The organism is Variovorax sp. GW823-FHT02B07, assembly GCF_058797695.1.
In genome coordinates, this window is the sequence record NZ_JBXAJX010000004.1 from 444544 (window position 1) to 463439 (window position 18896).

Sequence of the window (18896 nt, forward strand, 5' to 3'; positions counted from 1 at the left end):
AATAGTGTTCAATGAGCAATAAAAACATGGCAAGAATGAGGGCGCGGCGCAGGGCCGCTTCAGTGCTGGTGGGCTGTCTGGCGATCTACGCGCAGCAGCACGTTCTGGCGCAAACGGGCGGTACGGGTTCGCTGCCCGAAGTGCGCGTCGATGCGAACGCCGAAGCCGAAACCGCCACCTCGCCCGTGATCGGCTACCGCGCGAAGAACGCCGTCACCGCCACCAAGACCGACACGCCGCTGTCGGAAACGCCGCAGTCCGTCACCGTGATCACGCGCGACCAGATGGTCGACCAGGGCGCCAACAACCTGCAGGACGCCCTCAATTACGCGGCGGGCGTGCGCTCCGACGCCTACGGTGTCGATTCGCGCACCGACTCGATCCGCGTGCGCGGCGCCTACCCCGACATCTACCTGGATGGCCTGCGCCAGGCCTACGGCTACTACACCAGCACCACGCGCACCGAGCCCTACACGCTGGAGCGCCTCGAAGTGCTGCGCGGCCCCTCGGGCATGCTGTTCGGCGCGGGCACCGCGGCGGGCGTGGTCAACATGGTCAGCAAGCGGCCGCTGCAGGAGGCCCAGCGCGAGGTGGGCGTGCAGTTCGGCAGCTTCGGCCGCAAGCAGGTGCAGGCCGACCTGACCGGTCCGCTGAATGCCGACGGCTCGCTGTCGTACCGGCTGATCGCATTGCAGCGCAAGTCCGATTCGCAAGTGGACAACGTGCCCGACGACCGCAGCGTGATCGCGCCCTCGCTCACCTGGCGGCCCAACGCGGCGACCTCGCTCACGCTGCAGGGCCTGTGGCAGAAGGACAAGAGCGGCAGCAGCTCGCAGTTCCTGCCGTGGGAAGGCACCTTGCTGCCGAACCCGAACGGCCGCGTGCCCGCCAGCCGCTTCATCGGCGAGGCCGGCGACTACTACAACAGCGAGCGCCAGACCTTCGGCTGGCAGTTCGAGCACAAGTTCAACGGCAGCTGGACCGTGCGCCAGAACTTCCGCTACGCGAAGAACGAAAACGACAACCGCTACCACTACGGCGGCGCGTTCAGCGGCTTCGACAGCTGGTCGACCGACCCGATCTTCAAGCGCGTGTTCCCCCGCTACTTCGACAGCCAGCTGACCCGCAACCGCACACAGACACTCGACAACCACGTCGAGGGCCACTTCCAGACCGGCGCGCTCAAGCACACGCTGCTCGTGGGCGCGGACTTCGCGCGCCAGCGCGAGAACGTCTGGGGCGGCACCACCGCGGACACCATCGACCTCTATGCGCCGGTGTACGGCCACGTGGACGAACCCGAGCGCGTGGCGCGTCCGCGCACCCGCCAGCGCCAGACCGGCCTGTACCTGCAGGACCAGATCAAGCTCGACAACTGGATCTTCGTGGCCGGCCTGCGCCATGACCGCGCCGTGTCCAGCGCCGCCGGCAGCGACGAGCAAAAGAGCAGCGCCACCACCAAGCGCCTGGGCGTGATGTACGCCCATCCCTCGGGCTGGTCGCCGTACCTGAGCTACAGCGAGTCGTTCACGCCGCAGTCGCCGCGCGAAGGCCGCATCTTCTCGCCGCTGCGCGGCGAGCAGTGGGAAGCGGGCGTCAAGTACGAGCCGAAGAACCGCGCCATGGCCTTCAGCGCCGCGGTGTACGACCTGCGCGAGAAGAACCAGATCGTCGAAGAGCAGCCGAAGGTGTTCTCGCAGCGCGGCCTCACCAAGACCAAGGGCGTCGAGTTGGAAGCCAAGGGCTCGGTGGGCGCGAACCTCGACCTGATCGCCCACTACAACTACACCGACGCCGACGCGCAGATCGAAGGCCTGCCCAAGCATCAGGCCAGCTTCTGGGCCAAGTACAGGTTCTCGGTGGCCGGCATGAGCGGCTTCTCGGCCGGCGCGGGCGTGCGCGTGATGAGTTCGTTCCGCGACACCCAGTTCGGCACCGGCCCGCGCATCCCCGGCGTGGCACTGGCCGACCTGGTGTTTGCTTACGATACGGCCCAGTGGCGCTATGCGCTCAACATCAACAACGTGACGGACAAGGTGTACTTCAGCACCTGCCTGTCGCGCGGCGACTGCTGGTACGGTGCGCGACGCAACATCGTGGCGAGCGCCACCTACCGCTTCTAGCCTTTTCTCCACCCAACGACGCACGACGACATGGACAGCCGAAAGATCAAGACCTGGGCCTGGGTGCACAAGTGGAGCAGCCTTGTCTGCACGGTGTTCATGCTGCTGCTGTGCATCACCGGCCTGCCGCTGATCTTCCACCACGAGATCGGCCACCTGCTGGGCACCGAGGTCGAGGCGCCGAAGATGCCGGCCAACACGCCGCGCATCAGCCTGGACAAGGTGGTCGAGATCGGCCGCGCCAAGCACCCCGATCGCGTGGTGCAGTTCGTCTCGCAGCCCGAGGACGACGACGGCCTGTGGTTCGTCACGCTCACGCCCACGCCCGAACCCACCGAAGACTTCAAGTCGGTGGCGGTCGATGCGCGCACCGGCGTCGTGCTGGCGCAGCCGGAGTTCAGCCAGGGCTTCATGTACATCATGTTCAAGCTGCACGTCGACCTGTTCGCCGGGCTGCCGGGCAAGCTGTTCCTGGGCTTCATGGGGCTGCTGCTGCTGGTGGCCATCGTCTCGGGCGTGGTGCTGTATTCGCCGTTCATGCGCAAGCTCGACTTCGGTACCGTGCGACGCGAGAAGCGTCCGCGCCTGAAGTGGCTCGACCTGCACAACCTGCTGGGCATCGTCACGCTGGTGTGGCTGTTCGTGGTGGGCTCCACCGGCATGATCAACACCTGGGCCGACCTGATCATCAAGTACTGGCAGTACGACCAGCTGAGCACGCTGCTCGCGCCCTACAAGAACGAGCCGGTGGTGCCGGTGGCCGAGCGCGGCTCGCTGCAGCGCTCGATGGAAGGCGCGATGCAGAAGGCGCCGGGCATGAAGCTGTCGTTCATCGCCTTCCCGGGCACCTCGTTCTCGAGCCCGCACCACACGACCTTCTTCCTGCGCGGCAACGAGCCCTTCACCTCGAAGCTGCTGCAGCCGGTGCTGGTCGATGCCAAGACCGCAGAGGTGACGGCAGCGCCGAAGATGCCGTGGTACCTCACGGGCCTCTTGGTGTCGCAGCCGCTGCACTTCGGCGACTACGGCGGCATGCCGATGCAGATCCTGTGGGCGCTGCTGGACATCGCGACCATCATCGTGCTGGGCAGCGGGCTGTACCTGTGGCTCAAGCGCGGCAACACGGTGCCGGCCCGGGCGACCCCGACCGCGGCGCCCGGCACGGAGCGTGCGCCGCCCTCGGCCTCGGGCCCGCAGCCCGACCCGGCACCGGCCATGAAGGTGCAGGCATGACGACGCACCACAAGGCACCGCACCAGTCCTTCTGGCGCATGTGGGGCTGGCCGATCGCGCTGGGCGTGATGACCACGGTAGGCCTCATCACCGCGCTGTTCAGCGACGGCGGCCTCGGCGACATGGTGGCCTGGGTGGGCCTGGGCGTTCCGGTGCTCGTGTGCGCCTGGTACGGCTGGCGCCGGTCGCCGCGCACGGGTTCCCGCTAGGCGGAAGGGGCAGGGCACCGACGCAGAATCGGTGCCGATGAATGCCGCACTCTCCTACCCGCTTCGCCTGCTGATCCTGGGCGCTCCGCTGGCCGTGCATGGCCAGCAGCCCGCCACGTCGCCGACCGGCACGCTGCGCGACGTCACCGTTTCCACGCCGCGCGGCACGCTGTCACCCTTTCTCGTGCCCGGCTCGGTCGACCGCGTCGACGGCGACGAGATGCGCGACAGCCGGATGCAGGTCAACCTGTCCGAGAGCCTGGGCGCCGTGCCCGGCCTGCAGGTGCAGAACCGCATGAACTACGCGCAGGACCTGCAGCTGTCGGTGCGCGGCTTCGGCGCGCGCTCGACCTTCGGCGTGCGCGGCGTGCGCCTGTACGTCGACGGCATTCCGGCCACCTTGCCCGACGGCCAGGGGCAGACCTCGAACATCGACATCGGCTCGGTCGACCGCGTCGAAGTGCTGCGCGGGCCGTTCTCGGCGCTGTACGGCAATTCGTCGGGCGGCGTGGTGCAGGCGTTCACGGCCTCGGGGGAGGGCGCGCCGCGCCTGTCGTACTCGCTGGCGGGCGGCAGCTTCGGCAGCTGGCGCCAGTCGCTGCAGCTGAGCGGTTCGCAGGGCGCGGTCGACTACCTGCTCGGCGCGAGCCACTTTCGCACCGACGGCTGGCGTGAGCAGAGTGCCGCGCGGCGCAACATCGCGAACGGCAAGCTGGGCGTCGCGCTCGACAACGGCGACAAGCTGACGCTGGTGTTCAACAGCGTGCGCATCGAGGCGCAGGACCCGCTGGGCCTGACGGCCGAGCAGGTCGCGCAGGCACCGCGCAAGGCGCCGCTGGCGCTGCAGTACGACACGCGCAAGACGGTCGAGCAGACGCAGGTCGGCCTGCGCTACGAGCGGCGCCTGAATGCCGAGCAGGCGCTGCAGTTCATGGTCTACGGCGGCGAACGCAAGACCGTGCAGTTCCAGTCGATCCCGCCGTCGGCGCAGCAGAGCCCGCTGCATGCGGGCGGCGTGATCGACCTCACGCGCCAGTACGGCGGCGTCGACCTGCGCTGGACCGCCGCGCTGCAGCTGGCCGACCGGCCCTTCGACCTCGTGGCGGGCCTGGGCTACGACAGCCTGCGCGAGCGCCGCCGCGGCTACGAGAACTACCTGGGCCCGGTGGCCGCGCCCCTGCTGGGCGAGCAGGGGCGGCTGCGCCGCAACGAGCGCAACGAGGTCTGGAACCTCGATCCCTATGCGCAGGCGGCCTGGCGCTTCGCGGAGCGCTGGACGCTCGAGGCCGGCGTGCGTCGCAGCCGTGTGCACTTCGATTCGCACGACCTCTACATCGGTGGTGCCAACCGCGACGACAGCGGCAGCGCGAGCTACAGCAAGACCCTGCCCGTGGCCTCGCTGCGCTACCAGGCCACGCCCGATCTCGCGGTGTACGGCTCGGTCGGCCGGGGCTTCGAGACGCCGACGCTCAACGAGCTGTCGTACCGCCCGGGCGGCGCGAGCGGGCTCAACTTCGGGCTGCGGCCTTCGGTGAACGACAGCCTCGAGGTGGGCGCGAAGGCGCGGCTGGCCGGCGGCCTGCTGACGGCGGCGCTGTTCCACACGCGCACGCGCGACGAGATCGTCACCGCCACCAACAGCGGCGGCCGCGCCACCTTCCAGAACGCGGGGCGCACGCGGCGCAACGGCTTCGAGCTGGGCTGGCAGCACGAAACGGCCGACCACTGGCGCACGCAGGTGGCCTACACCTGGCTGGACGCGACCTACCGCGATGCGTTCTGCTCGCCGTCGCCCTGCGCGGGCGGCAACGCGGTGAACGCGGGCAACCGCATCCCGGGCATCGCGCGGCAGTCGCTGTTCGCTTCGCTCGGCTGGGTGCCGCCCGAGGGCTGGCGCGCCGGCGTCGAGATGCGCGCGCTGAGCCGCATCCAGGCCAACGACCTGAACACCGCGAGCGCGCACGGCTACGCCGTGGCGGCGCTGTACGCCGGCTACCTGAAGAAGTGGGAGCGCTGGGACTTCAACGCCTTCGCGCGCGTCGACAACCTGTTCGACCGGCGCTACATGGGCTCGGTCATCGTCAACGAAGGCAATGCGCGCTTCTACGAGCCCGCGCCGGGGCGCAACTGGACGGTGGGCCTGAGCGGCGCGTACCGCTTCTGAGCGAACGCACCACGAAAAGGAAAAGGCCCGCCGCCCCGAGGGGACGGCGGGCCTTGAGACCCGGTAGTCGCAGTGCTTACTTGAGGCCGGCCGCAGCGCGCAGTGCAGCAGCTTGCGTCGTGGCTTCCCAGGTGAACTCGGGCTCTTCGCGGCCGAAGTGGCCGTAGGCGGCGGTCTTCTGGTAGATCGGGCGCAGCAGATCGAGCATCTGGATGATGCCCTTCGGACGCAGGTCGAAGTGCTCGCGCACGAGTTCGGCGATCTTCTCGTCGGGGATCACGCCCGTGCCTTCGGTGTAGACCGTGATGTTCATCGGCTGGGCCACGCCGATGGCGTAGGCCACCTGGATCTGGCACTGGCGCGCCAGGCCGGCGGCCACGATGTTCTTGGCCACGTAGCGCGCGGCGTAGGCGGCCGAGCGGTCGACCTTCGACGGGTCCTTGCCCGAGAACGCGCCGCCGCCGTGCGGGCAGGCGCCGCCGTAGGTGTCGACGATGATCTTGCGGCCGGTGAGGCCGCAGTCGCCCTGCGGGCCGCCGATGACGAAGCGGCCGGTCGGGTTGATCAGGTAGCGCGTGTTCTGCAGCCATTCCTTGGGCAGCACGGGCTTGATGATCTCCTCGATGATGGCTTCGTTGAACGAGGCCTTCATCTTGGTCGGCGTCTCGCTCTGGTCGGGGCTGTGCTGCGTGGAGAGCACCACGGTGTCGATGCTGTGGGGCTTGCCGTCCACGTAGCGCATCGTGACCTGGCTCTTGGCGTCAGGGCGCAGGAAGGGCAGGCGGCCGTCCTTGCGCAACTGGGCCTGGCGCTCCACGAGGCGGTGCGCGTAGTAGATCGGCGCGGGCATCAGCTCGGGCGTTTCGTCGCAGGCGTAGCCGAACATCAGGCCCTGGTCGCCGGCGCCGGTGTTCAGGTGGTCGTCGGAGGCGTGGTCCACGCCCTGGGCGATGTCGTTGGACTGCTTGTCGTAGCAGACCATCACCGCGCAACCCTTGTAGTCGATGCCGTACTCGGTGTTGTCGTAGCCGATGCGCTTGATGGTGTCGCGCGCGACCTGGATGTAGTCGACGTGCGCGTTGGTCGTGATCTCGCCGGCGAGCACCACGAGGCCGGTGTTGGTCAGCGTTTCGGCGGCGACGCGGCTGCGGGGGTCCTGTTCGAAGATCGCGTCGAGGATCGCGTCCGAGATCTGGTCCGCGACCTTGTCGGGATGGCCTTCGGAGACCGATTCGGAGGTAAAGAGAAAGTCGTTCGCCACTGTGGTCACTCCTTGAAGTTCAATTGGCGCGTTGCCAACTCTGCGGAGCCCTGGCGAACGCTTTAGCAGATGTCGATGAATCGACGGGACACAATCGCATTCGCGCTTGTGGGTGTCGCCCTGCAAGTTGTTCCGTAACTCGGCGACAATTTGCATTCTATTCGAGCCGCGCAATACCATGCGCGCGCGTCCGCCTTTTGACCCTCCCTGACTCTCTCCCCCTCCCCGTTCAATGATCACCCTGTTCCGCCTGCTTGCCCGCGTGCCGATGCCGTTGATGCATCGGCTCGGCGCCTTGCTGGGGTGGCTGGTCTGGTGGTGCGCGCCGGACTACCGCCGCCGCTTCAAGGCCAACGCCGAGAGCGCCGGCTTCTCGCCCGCGCAGTACCGTCCCGCCATCGCCGCCGCCGGCCACATGGCGTCCGAGCTGCCCTGGCTGTGGCTGCGCCCGCAGGGCGAGAGCGTGCTGACGCGCGTGGTGCGCTGGGAAGGCGTCGAGGCCTTCGAGGCCGCGATGTGCGCGAAAAAGGGCGTGATCCTCGTGGCGCCGCACCTGGGCAGCTGGGAGATGTGCGGCCAGGCCATCGGCGAGCGCTTTCTCGCGGACTTCGGGCCGATCACCGCGCTGTTCCGTCCGGCGCGCAAGAAATGGATGGCCGACCTGATCGCCGCGGGTTCGCGCGACCGGCCCGGTCTGCAGACCCTGCCGACCAACAACACCGGCGTGCGCGGCCTGATCCGCACGCTGCGCGGCGGCGGCTACACCGGCATCCTGCCCGACCAGGTGCCGCCGCTGGGGCAGGGCGTGTGGGCGCCTTTCCTCGGCCGCCCCGCCTACACCATGACCCTGCTTCCCCGTTTGGCCCAACAGACCGGTGCCGCCTGCTTCCTCAGCGTGTGCGAGCGCCTGCCGCGCGGCGCGGGCTACGTGATCCGCTTCGAGCCGATCGTCGGCACCGCGCTCACGGACCCCGAGGCCTCCATCGAGGACGCCGCAGCCGCCATGAACGACGGCATCGGCCGCCTGATCCACAGCCTGCCCGGCCAGTACGTGTGGGACTACGCGCGCTACAAGGAGCCGCGCGGCGAACCCGCCGTGGTGGCCAATGCCGCTGGAGGGGCTGCGCCATGAGCCTCAGTTCCCGACTCGGTATCGGCTTCATGCGGGTGCTGGCCCCGCTGCCCCTGCCGCTCGTGCGCGGCTTCAGCAGGGTTCTCGGCCGCCTGCTGCACACCATCGCCGTGCCGCGGCGGCGCGTGGTCGACCGGAACCTGGCCCTGTGCTTCCCCGGGAAATCGGAGGCCGAGCGCCGCGCCATCGCGCGCGAGACCTTCGTCTTCGTCGCGCAGTCATGGCTGGACCGCAGCTGGCTCTGGCATGCGCCCGAGCAGGTGGTGAAGAGCCGGCTGAAGATCGTCGGTTCTGCCTCGGAAATCCGCGAGATCGCCGAGGGCGACGCGCCGATGATCCTGTTCGCGCCGCACTTCTACGGCCTCGATGCCGCGGCCACCGCGCTCACCATGCACACGGCGCGCCCGTCGGCCACGATCTACACGACCCAGCGCGACCCGATGGTCGACGCCTGGATCCGCGAAGGCCGCACCCGCTTCGGCGACGTGGCGGCGCTCAACCGGGTGGACGGCATCAAGCCCATCCTCTCGGGGCTGCGCAAGGGCGGTTTGCTGTACCTGCTGCCCGACATGGACTTCGGGCGCGACCAGACCATCTTCGTGCCCTTCTACGGCGTGCAGGCGGCCACCGTGCCGTCGCTCTCGCGCTTCGCGCGGCTGGGCAAGGCCAAGGTGGTGCCGGTGGTGGCGAAGCTCACGCCGGGCGGCTACGAGATCCAGGTGCTGTCGGCGTGGCAGAACTTCCCGACCGACGACGTCGAGGCCGACACGGCGCTCATGAACGAGCGCCTGCAGGGCTACATCGACACGATGCCGTCCCAGTACTACTGGGTGCATCGCAGGTTCAAGACCCGCCCCGAGGGCGAGCCGCCGATCTATTGAAAGCCCCCCAGCTTTTCACTTCGCTTCGCTGCGTGTAACTCCACCCCCCGAGGGGGAGGCGCGGCCCGCCTTGGGGCGGCCCGGCGGCGGCCGCCTCAATTGCGTGCCAGGAAGCCCTCGATCTCGCGCGCGACCAGCTGCGGCTGCTCGTGCACGATCCAGTGGGTGGCGTTCGGCACCTTCTTGACCTCGAGCTGGGGCACGTACTCTTCCAGCCCTTCGAGCAGGCCTGGCAGCAGCGCGGCGTCGTCGAGTGCCCAGAACACGAAGGTCGGCATGGTCACCGTGAGGCGTTCGCGCGGCAGCACCGGAATGCTGTCGATCGACTGGCCCGGCAGTGGCGGCTTCATCGGCGTCACGCGGTACAGGTTGCAGGCGCCTGTGAGGCCCGCGCTCCAGACTTCGCGGTACTGCTGCTTCACCTCTTCGGTGAGCCAGCCGAAACCGTCCGGGCCGGCCTTCATCAAGAGGAAGAAGGGCCACATGCGCTTGAAATCGTCGGCCGCAAGCAGGACTTCAGCGTCGGGGCGCGCCAGGAAGTGCATGTAGGCACTGGCCTGCTGCTGTGCCGGGTTGTTGCGCAGCTCGCGCGTGAAGGTGCCCGGGTGCGGCGAATTGATGATGACCAGCTTGCCGACCTGCTGCGGGAAGGCGTTGGCGTAGCCCCAGGCGAAGGCGCCGCCCCAGTCGTGGGCCACCAGCGCGGCCATGGTGCCGTCGGCGCTCTCGGTGGCCACGAGCTGCTGGATGTCCTGGATCAGCAGGTGGGCCTTGTAGTCGGCCACTTCCGTGGGCGCGCTGGACTTCTCGAAGCCACGCAGGTTGGGCGCCACGCAGCGGTAGCCGCCGTGGGCCGGGTCCGAGAAGTAGGCGAGCAGTTCGTCCCAGATGAACGCGGCTTCGGGGAAGCCGTGCAGGAACACCATCAGCGGCTGGCCCGGCTTGCCGGCCGCGCGGCAGCTCAGGGTGGTGCCGTTGGGCAGGCTGCGTTGGAAGGTCTCGATCATGCTTCGTGTCTCCTTGGGTTGATTGTCGCTATTGTTTTGATAGTGAACTTCGCAGGCGAGGCGCTCGATGCAGCCGGTTCCTCTAGCGCATCAGGCGTTTTCGGCCGGTGGCGGCGCGGGCGTTGCCGCGGCGTCGTCGGGGTGCACCCAGCGCCACAGCAGTTCGGCCGCTTCGCCGACCCCTTGCTTCTTCAGGGCCGAGAACAGTTTGACCTCGCCGCCGCCGGCGTTCAGTCGCGTAATCGACAGCACCTTGGCGGCTTCGGTGCGCGTGAGCTTGTCGGACTTGGTCAGCAGCACCAGGAATTTGAGGCCTTGCTCGACGCGCGGACGGATCACGTCGAGCAGGATCTCGTCGAGCTCGGTCATGCCGTGGCGCGGATCGCACATCAGGACAACCCCGCGCAGACTTTCGCGCGTCATGAGGTAGTTGCCCATCACGCGCTGCCAGCGCAGCTTGGCTTCCTTCGGCACGGCCGCGTAGCCGTAGCCGGGCAGGTCGGCCAGCACGGCGTCGTCGACCTTCTGTTTGCCGATGCCGAACAGGTTGATGTGCTGCGTGCGGCCCGGCGTCTTCGAGGCGAAGGCCAGCCGTGTCTGCTGCGTCAGGGTGTTGATGGCGGTCGATTTGCCGGCGTTGGATCGGCCGACAAAGGCGATCTCGGGCAGGTCGACCGGGGGCAGGTGTTCCAGCTGCGGAGCGCTGGTCAGGAAGTGGGCGGTGTGCAGCCAACCGAGGGCCACGCGCTCGCGTTCAGCGACCTGCGGGTCCACGGCAGGGGCCGCGCGGGGAGGATAAGCGGCGGACTTGGCGCGCGGGGAGGTCATCAATGGGCTTTCGGAACGGGGCGCCATTGTAGAATCGCGGGGTTTTGCGCCATAAATTCGAAGCCCCCGATATGAAGTTGTTTGCCAATATTCTGCTTGCAGCCCTCATGGGCGTCGCAGCCAGCGCGAGTTTTGCAGCCGATGAGCATGCAGCTGCCCCCGCAGCGGCAGCCGCCAAGCCGGCCAAGCCCGATCCCGCCAAGGGCGACACGCTGTTCAATGCGACGCCGGCCAACAGCCAAAGCTGTGCTTCGTGCCACAACGCGGACGGCAACTCGGCCATCGCAGCCAACCCCAAGCTGGCGCAACAACACCCCGAATACATCCTCAAGCAGCTGCAGGACTTCAAGTCCGGCAAGCGCAAGAGCGCGATCATGAAGCCGCTGGCGTCGGCGCTGTCCGAAGAAGACATGCGCAACATCGCCTGGTTCGTCGGCTCCAAGAAGATCAAGCCGGGCTTCTCGAAGGAGAAGGACACGGTCGCCCTCGGCGAGAAGATCTACCGCGGCGGCATCGGCGATCGCCAGATCCCGGCCTGCGCCGGCTGCCACAGCCCGAACGGTGCCGGCCTGCCGGCCCAGTACCCGCGCCTGGGCGGCCAGCACGCCGACTACACCGTGGCCCAGCTCGTGGCCTTCCGCGACAACGTCCGCCTGAACAGCTCGCCCATGAACGGCGTGGCCGCCAAGCTCAACGACCGCGAAATCAAGGCTGTCGCCGACTACATCGCCGGCCTGCGCTGATTTCCGCCGTCGCGCTGTCCAGCGTGAACTAACCGCCGATAAAAATCCCAAACAAAGGGCGGGCCGATCCAGGAGGATGGCCCGCCCTTTTGTTTTTTTCCTCTTTCCTGGTTCCCTCCCGATGACCGTCTCCACCCATGGCCTTCGCGTGCATCGCGGCCCGCAGCTGCTTCGCGCCGCGGTGGAACTGCTGTCGTCGATGCGCTTCGCGATCGCGCTGCTCACGGTCATCTGCATCGCCTCGATCATCGGCACCGTGCTCAAGCAGCACGAGCCGATCAACAACTACATCAACCAGTTCGGGCCCTTCTGGGCCGAGCTGTTCCGCACGGCGCGGCTCGACTCGGTTTACAGCGCCTGGTGGTTCCTGCTGATCCTGCTGTTCCTGGTGATCAGCACGTCGCTGTGCGTCGCGCGCAACACGCCGCGCATCCTGATCGACCTGCGCACCTTCAAGGAAGACATCCGCGCGCAGAGCCTCAAGGCCTTCGGTCAGCGCGCCGAAAACCGCCTGGCGGAAACGCCCGACATGGCGGCCAACCGCATCGGCCAGCTGCTGGTGAGCGGCGGCTGGAAGGTCAAGCTGCAGCAGCGCAACGCCAGCGCCGACGGCAAGGCCGCGGCGGGCTGGATGGTCGCGGCGCGCGCCGGCGGTGCCCACAAGCTGGGCTACATCGCCGCCCACAGCGCCATCGTGCTGGTGTGCATCGGCGGCCTGCTCGACGGCGACCTGGTGGTGCGCGCCCAGACCTGGTTCAACGGCAAGAGCGTGTTCACGGGCGGCGGCATGATCGCCGACGTGGCGCCCGAGCACCGCCTGTCGACCGCCAACCCGACCTTCCGCGGCAACATCCTCGTGCCCGAGGGCGGGCGGGGCAACGTGGCCATCCTGAACCAGGCCGACGGCGTGCTGCTGCAGGAGCTGCCGTTCACCATAGAGCTGAAGAAGTTCATCGTCGACTACTACTCGACCGGCATGCCCAAGCTGTTCGCCAGCGAGGTGGTGCTGCACGACCGCGAGAGCGGCGAGCAGGTGCCCGCGCGCATCGAGGTGAACCACCCGGCCAGCTACAAGGGCGTGGAGATCTACCAGTCGAGCTTCGACGACGGCGGCTCCACGGTGAAGCTCAAGGCGGTGCCGATGGCGGCCGCGGCCAAGCCCTTCGAGGTCGAGGGCATCATCGGCGGCCCGAGCACCGAGATCACCAACGGCAAGGACAAGCTCACGCTCGAGTACGCCGCGCTGCGCGTGATCAACGTCGAGAACTTCGCCGACGGTGGCGCCATGGGCAGCGGCGCCGACGTGCGCAAGGTCGACCTGCGCCACGGCATCGAGTCGCGCCTGGGCGCCGCCAACAAGACCAACAAGCCCAAGGTGCTGCGCAACATCGGCCCCAGCATCGGCTACAAGCTGCGTGACGCGGCCGGCCAGGCGCGCGAGTACCAGAACTACATGGTGCCGGTCGACGCCGGCGACGGCCAGCCGGTGTTCCTGCTGGGCATGCGCGAGAAGCCCGAGGAGCCGTTCCGCTACCTGCGCGTGCCGGCCGACGAGCAGGGTTCGATGGACGGCTTCGTGCGCATGCGCACCGCGCTGGGCGACCCCGCCACGCGCGAGCGCGCCATCGAGCGCTACATCGCCAAGGCGACCGACCCCAAGCGTCCCGAAATGGCCGAGCAACTGCGCGTGTCGGCCGCCCGTGCGCTGGCGCTGTTCTCGGGGGCCGAGCGCGCCAAGGCCGACGCCGCGTCGCAGGGCGGCTGGCAGGCGATCGCCGAATTCATGGAGGCCAACGTGCCCGAGGCCGAGCGCGAGCGCGCCGGCACGGTGCTGGTGCGCATTCTCAACGACGTGCTGTTCGAGGTGCTCAACCTGAGCCGCGAGGGCGCCGGACTGGCCGCGCTGCCGAACGACGAGAAATCGCAGGGCTACCTGACGCAGGCCGTGCTGGCCCTGAGCGACGCGCACTTCTATCCGGCGCCCGTCGCGATGATGATGACCGACTTCACCCAGGTGCAGGCCAGCGTCTTCCAGGTGGCGCGCGCCCCTGGCAAGAACATCGTCTATCTGGGGTGTCTGTTGCTGATCGTCGGTATTTTTGCCATGCTGTACGTGCGCGAGCGCCGCCTGTGGGTGTGGCTGACACCCGGCGGCGGCGCCTCTGGAGACAACGACGGCCGCGAAACGGTCGCCACGATGGCGTTCTCGGTCAACCGCAAGACCCTGGACAGCGATCGCGAATTCGAGCACCTGAAGCACAGGTTGCTCGCCCTGAAGAAAGAAGAACCGGCGTCACCATGAACACCACGACCCTCACGCTCCACGAAAGCTGGCTCTCCCGCCGCAACCTGTTCGACTGGGTGTTCGCGGCGCTGGTGCTGGCCGGCGGCGCGTTCGCCTTCATGCGCCACGCCGGCTCGATGGACAGCTACGAAAAGCCGATCCTCGTGGCCGCGCTGATTTCGGTCATCGGCATCTGCTGGTTCTGGCGCCCGCTGCGGGTGCTGACGCTGGTGGTGGCCGCGGCCTCGCTGCTGGCCATCAGCTCCTACCAGGGCGACTTGGCGCGCGCCGACTCGGTGTTCTGGCTCAAGTACTTCCTGTCGAGCCAGTCGGCCATCCTCTGGATGAGCGTGCTGTTCTTCATGAGCACGCTGTTCTACTGGATCGGTTTTGCCGCCGGCAAGCAGCAGGCCGACACCTTCGACCTGATCGGCTCCCGCCTGGCCTGGGCGGCCGTGACCATGGCGCTGATCGGCACCATGGTGCGCTGGTACGAAAGCCACCAGCTCGGCCCGGACATCGGCCACATCCCGGTGAGCAACCTGTACGAAGTGTTCGTGCTGTTCTGCTGGCTGACGGCGGCGTTCTACCTGTACTTCGAAGAGCGCTACAACACGCGCGCACTGGGCGCCTTCGTGATGCTGGTGGTCAGCGCGGCGGTCGGCTTCCTGCTCTGGTACACGATCGTGCGCGAGGCGCATGAGATCCAGCCGCTGGTGCCCGCGCTGCAGAGCTGGTGGATGAAGCTGCACGTGCCCGCCAACTTCATCGGCTACGGCACCTTCGCGCTCGCGGCCATGGTGGCTTTCGCCTACCTCATCAAGGAACAGGCGAGCGAAACCCGCTGGTACAAGCTCACGCCGATCTGGCTCCTGGGCGTGGCGCTGTGCTTCGTGCCGGTGGCGTTCCGCCAGCGCGTGCAGGAAGCCGGCGGCAGCTACTGGGTGATCTACGCGGGCATCTCGGCGCTGATCGCCGCAGGCATCCTGCTGGGGCGCAAGCGCATCGCGGCGCGCCTGCCGGCCAACGAGGTGCTCGACGACGTCATGTACAAGTCGATCACCGTCGGCTTCGCCTTCTTCACCATCGCGACCGTGCTCGGCGCCCTGTGGGCGGCCGACGCCTGGGGCGGCTACTGGAGCTGGGACCCGAAGGAAACCTGGGCGCTGATCGTCTGGCTCAACTACGCGGCCTGGCTGCACATGCGCCTCGTGAAGGGCCTGCGCGGCACCGTGGCGGCCTGGTGGGCGCTGGCCGGCCTGGCCGTGACCACCTTCGCCTTCCTCGGCGTGAACATGTTCCTGAGCGGGCTGCACAGCTACGGCACGCTGTAAGCGCAGGCCTGGCGCCTTTTGCGAAGAATTGAAACCACGCGCCGCCATGGCGCGTAACCAAACCGGGGCATGTCACGAACTACCCTGAGCACAACGATTCACGCGAAAGGCCTGCCATGTCGTTCCATTCCCGTTCGCACCGTCGCGACACCCAGGGTTTCACCCATCCGCTGTCGAGCGAGATCACGCCGCGCGCCGCCTACGAAGGCCGGCGCGACCTGCTCAAGCTGATGGCCGGCGGTGCCGCGGGTGCGGCGCTCGCCACCTTCGCCGGGCGCGAGGCCTTCGCCCAGGCGACCGGCCCGCACAAGCTGGCCCTGCTGCCGGGCGCCAAGTCGGCCGTGCCGGGCGCGCAGACCATGGAAAAGCTCACCGACTACAAGGACGCGAGCAGCTACAACAACTACTACGAGTTCGGCGTCGACAAGGGCGATCCGGTGAAGAACGCCGGCACGCTCAAGACGCGGCCGTGGACCGTGGAGGTCGAAGGCCTGGTCAAGAAGCCGGGCAAGTACGGCATCGAGGACCTGCTCAAGCTCAGCGCGCAGGAAGAGCGCATCTACCGCCTGCGCTGCGTCGAGGGCTGGTCGATGGTGATTCCGTGGGTCGGCTATTCGCTGGCCGAGCTCATCAAGAAGGTCGAGCCGCAGGGCAATGCCAAGTTCGTCGAGTTCGTGACGCTGGCCGACCCGAAGACCATGCCCTTCGTCGGCTCGCGCGTGCTCGACTGGCCCTACACCGAGGGCCTGCGCATGGATGAGGCGATGCACCCGCTCACGCTGCTGGCCTTCGGCATGTACGGCGAGGTGCTGCCCAACCAGAACGGCGCGCCGGTGCGGCTCGTGGTGCCATGGAAGTACGGTTTCAAGTCGGCCAAGTCGATCGTCAAGATCCGCTTCGTCGAGAAGGAGCCGAGCACGGCCTGGAACAAGGCGGCGGCGCAGGAGTACGGCTTCTATTCGAACGTGAACCCGAACGTCGACCACCCGCGCTGGAGCCAGGCGACCGAGCGCCGCATCGGCGACGGCGGCGGCCTGTTCGCGAAGCGGCGCAAGACCGAGATGTTCAACGGCTACGAGGCACAGGTCGGCCAGCTCTACGCCGGCATGGACCTGAAGAAGAACTACTGAGCGGGCGCGCCCGCCCGGTCGTTGCGCCATGCTGAACAAGCTGCTCATGCACCCGGCGACCAAGCCGGTCGTCTTCCTGCTGTGCCTGCTGCCGTTCGCGCGGCTGGCCTTCGGTGCCTTCACCGACGGGCTGGGCGCGAACCCGGCCGAGTTCCTGATCCGCGCGACGGGCGACTGGACCTTGCGCTTCCTGTGCATCGTGCTGGCGGTGACGCCGCTGCGCGTGATCGCCAAGCTCAACGCGCTGGCGCGGCTGCGCCGCATGCTGGGCCTGTTCGCGTACTTCTACGTGGTGCTGCACCTGCTGTGCTACAGCTGGTTCGACATGGGTTTCGAGTGGGGCGAAATCGCCAAGGACATCGCCAAGCGGCCGTTCATCCTGGTGGGCTTCTCGGCCTTCGTGCTGCTGACGCCGCTGGCGGCCACCTCGTTCAACCGCGCGATCAAGGCGATGGGCGCCAAGCGCTGGCAGCTGCTGCACAAGTTGGTCTACGTGATCGCGGGGCTCGGGCTGCTGCACTTCTTCTGGATGCGCGCGGGCAAGAACAACTTCGCCGAGGTGTTCGTCTATGCCGCGATCATCGGGGTGCTGCTGGCGTGGCGCATCTGGAATTTCGCGCGCAAGCGCCAGGCCAGGCCCGCAGTGGCCGTGCGCGGCAGCGAGAAGCCGCTGCGCACCGGCTGAGACCGGATCAGCCGTCGATCTCGGCGCGCAACTGGTCTTCCATCGTCTCGCGGCGACGGATCAGCTTCGTTGTAGCGCCGCTCACCAGCACCTCGGCGGCGCGGCCGCGCGTGTTGTAGTTGCTGGCCATGCTCATGCAGTACGCACCGGCCGACAGCACGGCCAGCAGGTCGCCGGCCGCCACGTTGAGTGCGCGGTCGCGGCCGATCCAGTCGCCGCTTTCGCAGACCGGGCCCACCACGTCGTAGGTCGGCGCGTCGCCGGCGCGCTCGCGCAGCGGCACGATCTTCTGGAAGGCCTGGTACATCGCGGGGCGCGGCAGGTCGTTCATGGCCGCGTCGACGATGCAGAAGTTCTTGTCTTCGCCGGGCTTGGTGTAGAGCACCTCGGTCACGCACACGCCGGCATTGCCGACCAGCGAGCGGCCGGGTTCGATCACCAGCTTGCGCTGGCCGAAGCCGCGCGCGTCGAGCTTGGCGAGCAGCTGCTGCCACAGCGCATCGGCCTTGGGCGGCACTTCGCCGTTGTAGTCGATGCCCAGGCCGCCGCCGAAGTCCAGGTGATGGATCGGCACGCCGGCCGCCTCGATGGCCTCCACCAGGTCGAGCACGCGGTCGCAGGCGTCCAGGTAGGGCGAGGCTTCGGTGATCTGCGAGCCGATGTGGCAGTCGATGCCGACCACCTCGAGGCCCGGCAGCCGGGCGGCGTGCTGGTAGGCCTGCACCGCGCGGTCGTGCGCGATGCCGAACTTGTTGCCCTTCAGGCCGGTGGAAATGTAGGGGTGCGTCTTCGGGTCGACGTTCGGATTGATGCGGATGCTGATCGGCGCGCGCACCTTCTCGGCCAGCGCCACCTCGTTGAGCACGTCGAGCTCGGCTTCGCTCTCGACGTTGAAGCAGGCGATGCCGGCCGCCAGGGCCTGGCGCATCTCGGCGCGCGTCTTGCCGACGCCCGAGAAGATGATCTTCTTGGGATCGGCGCCCACGGCCAGCACGCGCGACAGCTCGCCGCCCGAGACGATGTCGAAGCCGCAGCCGGCTTCGGCGAACACGCGCAGCACGCCGAGCGAGGAATTGGCCTTCATCGCGTAGCAGATGAGCGCGTCGCGGCCCTCGAAGCCGCGCTGGTAAGCGGCCAGAGCGTCGAGCATCCACTGCTTCGAATAGACGAACAGCGGCGTGCCGTGCGTGCGTGCCAGCGCGTCGAGCGCGACGCCCTCGACGTGCAGGGCGCCGTCGCGGTGGGCGATGTGGGGGTGGCCGGGCAGGGGGGTGTTCGTCGTCATTTCTGGGGGGAGGCGGGGGCGCTGCTGGCTGCGGCGGGCTTGGGGGCCGCTTCGTTGTCGGTGGCTTTGGAGCCGCCGGGGGTGAGCAATTGGGGCAAGGTGGCGCGCTGGGCGGCCGCCGGATCGGTCGGCAGGTAGAGCGCGCCGCGCTGTCCGCACGCCGCAAGGCCGGCCGCGCTGGCGGCAAGGCAGACCATGAGCGCGGTGCGGGCGCGAGCGCTCACTAGAATTTGGCGAACATTCAACATGCTGAAATTGTAATGACCGACACCGAGTACATGGACCGCGCCGAGGCGGCGCTTGCTGCCATTGAGCAGGGCTGCGACCGCATCAACGACGCGACCGACGCCGACATCGACAACCAGCGGGTCGGCGGGATGATCACGATGTCGTTTCGCAACGGCAGCCAGCTGATCGTGAACCTGCAGAAGCCGTTGCAGGAAATCTGGCTGGCGGCACGCTCCGGCGGCTACCACTACCGGCACGACGGCCGGGTGTGGGTGGACACCAAGACCGGGGAAGAGTTCTTCGGCAACCTGTCGCGCGAAGCGACCCTGCAAGCGGGGCAGCCGCTGGTGTTCGCGGCGGCCTGAGCCG

17 protein-coding genes are annotated in these 18896 nt (G+C 68.0%); 12 read left to right on the forward strand and 5 right to left on the reverse strand.

The features are described 5' to 3' along the window. Nucleotides 1-26: 26 nt before the first annotated feature. From AC1RGU_RS22865 to AC1RGU_RS22880, 4 genes are read left to right on the forward strand one after another with little or no spacing between them, the layout of a single operon-like run. Nucleotides 27-2123 (forward strand): TonB-dependent siderophore receptor, encoded by a 2097-nt coding sequence (locus AC1RGU_RS22865; RefSeq protein ID WP_492697870.1) that lies wholly within the window; start codon nt 27-29, stop codon nt 2121-2123. A gap of 30 nt (nt 2124-2153) precedes the next feature. Next, a complete protein-coding gene (locus AC1RGU_RS22870) occupies nt 2154-3356 on the forward strand; it encodes a PepSY-associated TM helix domain-containing protein (RefSeq protein WP_159274002.1) in 1203 nt (400 codons plus the stop codon). Next, nucleotides 3353-3565 carry a hypothetical protein gene (locus AC1RGU_RS22875; protein WP_139700991.1) on the forward strand — a complete coding sequence of 71 codons (213 nt, stop codon included), beginning with the start codon at nt 3353-3355 and terminating at the stop codon, nt 3563-3565. The genes AC1RGU_RS22870 and AC1RGU_RS22875 overlap by 4 nt, the downstream gene beginning before the upstream one ends. Before the next feature lie 37 nt (nt 3566-3602). Then, nucleotides 3603-5729, forward strand: coding sequence for a TonB-dependent receptor domain-containing protein (locus AC1RGU_RS22880; RefSeq protein WP_492697868.1), 2127 nt, complete (start codon nt 3603-3605; stop codon nt 5727-5729). 76 nt (nt 5730-5805) lie between these two features. Here AC1RGU_RS22880 and metK read toward each other — a convergent pair whose 3' ends face one another. Next, nucleotides 5806-6990: a methionine adenosyltransferase gene (gene metK, locus AC1RGU_RS22885; protein ID WP_062471813.1), complete on the reverse strand. Its 1185-nt coding sequence runs from the start codon at nt 6988-6990 to the stop codon at nt 5806-5808. Nucleotides 6991-7222: 232 nt separating this feature from the next. Between metK and AC1RGU_RS22890 the strand changes: the two genes are divergently transcribed. Continuing rightward, nucleotides 7223-8122 carry a lysophospholipid acyltransferase family protein gene (locus AC1RGU_RS22890; protein ID WP_492697866.1) on the forward strand — a complete coding sequence of 300 codons (900 nt, stop codon included), beginning with the start codon at nt 7223-7225 and terminating at the stop codon, nt 8120-8122. Next, on the forward strand, nt 8119-9003 hold the full coding sequence (locus tag AC1RGU_RS22895; protein ID WP_492697865.1) for an LpxL/LpxP family acyltransferase: 885 nt from the start codon (nt 8119-8121) through the stop codon (nt 9001-9003). Before AC1RGU_RS22890 ends, AC1RGU_RS22895 begins: the two co-directional genes overlap by 4 nt. 95 nt (nt 9004-9098) lie before the next feature. Here AC1RGU_RS22895 and AC1RGU_RS22900 read toward each other — a convergent pair whose 3' ends face one another. Next, the gene (locus AC1RGU_RS22900) at nt 9099-10010 is read right to left on the reverse strand and encodes an alpha/beta fold hydrolase (RefSeq protein ID WP_492697863.1); all 912 of its coding nucleotides are present in this window, start codon (nt 10008-10010) and stop codon (nt 9099-9101) included. Between the two features lie 90 nt (nt 10011-10100). Continuing rightward, on the reverse strand, nt 10101-10838 hold the full coding sequence (gene yihA, locus AC1RGU_RS22905) for a ribosome biogenesis GTP-binding protein YihA/YsxC (protein WP_492697861.1): 738 nt from the start codon (nt 10836-10838) through the stop codon (nt 10101-10103). 71 nt (nt 10839-10909) lie between these two features. On the opposite strand from yihA, the gene AC1RGU_RS22910 reads away from it, so the two are divergent. The 5 genes from AC1RGU_RS22910 (at nt 10910) to msrQ (ending at nt 17014) form a co-directional block, all read left to right on the forward strand. Then, the gene (locus AC1RGU_RS22910; protein WP_095743749.1) at nt 10910-11581 is read left to right on the forward strand and encodes a c-type cytochrome; all 672 of its coding nucleotides are present in this window, start codon (nt 10910-10912) and stop codon (nt 11579-11581) included. 121 nt (nt 11582-11702) lie between these two features. After that, a complete protein-coding gene (locus AC1RGU_RS22915) occupies nt 11703-13883 on the forward strand; it encodes a cytochrome c biogenesis protein ResB (protein WP_307584257.1) in 2181 nt (726 codons plus the stop codon). Next, nucleotides 13880-15199 carry a c-type cytochrome biogenesis protein CcsB gene (gene ccsB, locus AC1RGU_RS22920; protein ID WP_095743751.1) on the forward strand — a complete coding sequence of 440 codons (1320 nt, stop codon included), beginning with the start codon at nt 13880-13882 and terminating at the stop codon, nt 15197-15199. The genes AC1RGU_RS22915 and ccsB overlap by 4 nt, the downstream gene beginning before the upstream one ends. A gap of 116 nt (nt 15200-15315) precedes the next feature. Further along, nucleotides 15316-16329 carry a protein-methionine-sulfoxide reductase catalytic subunit MsrP gene (gene msrP, locus AC1RGU_RS22925; protein WP_159278438.1) on the forward strand — a complete coding sequence of 338 codons (1014 nt, stop codon included), beginning with the start codon at nt 15316-15318 and terminating at the stop codon, nt 16327-16329. 31 nt (nt 16330-16360) lie between these two features. Then, nucleotides 16361-17014: a protein-methionine-sulfoxide reductase heme-binding subunit MsrQ gene (gene msrQ / locus AC1RGU_RS22930; protein WP_492698274.1), complete on the forward strand. Its 654-nt coding sequence runs from the start codon at nt 16361-16363 to the stop codon at nt 17012-17014. Between the two features lie 7 nt (nt 17015-17021). Here msrQ and lysA read toward each other — a convergent pair whose 3' ends face one another. Beyond that, nucleotides 17022-18299, reverse strand: a complete 1278-nt coding sequence (lysA, locus tag AC1RGU_RS22935; RefSeq protein WP_492697859.1) for a diaminopimelate decarboxylase — start codon at nt 18297-18299, stop codon at nt 17022-17024. After that, on the reverse strand, nt 18296-18547 hold the full coding sequence (lptM, locus tag AC1RGU_RS22940; RefSeq protein WP_070059949.1) for an LPS translocon maturation chaperone LptM: 252 nt from the start codon (nt 18545-18547) through the stop codon (nt 18296-18298). The genes lysA and lptM overlap by 4 nt, the downstream gene beginning before the upstream one ends. Nucleotides 18548-18559: 12 nt before the next feature. Here lptM and cyaY point away from each other — a divergent pair, with 12 nt between their 5' ends. Continuing rightward, nucleotides 18560-18892 (forward strand): iron donor protein CyaY, encoded by a 333-nt coding sequence (gene cyaY, locus AC1RGU_RS22945; protein ID WP_062471779.1) that lies wholly within the window; start codon nt 18560-18562, stop codon nt 18890-18892. Nucleotides 18893-18896: the final 4 nt, after the last annotated feature.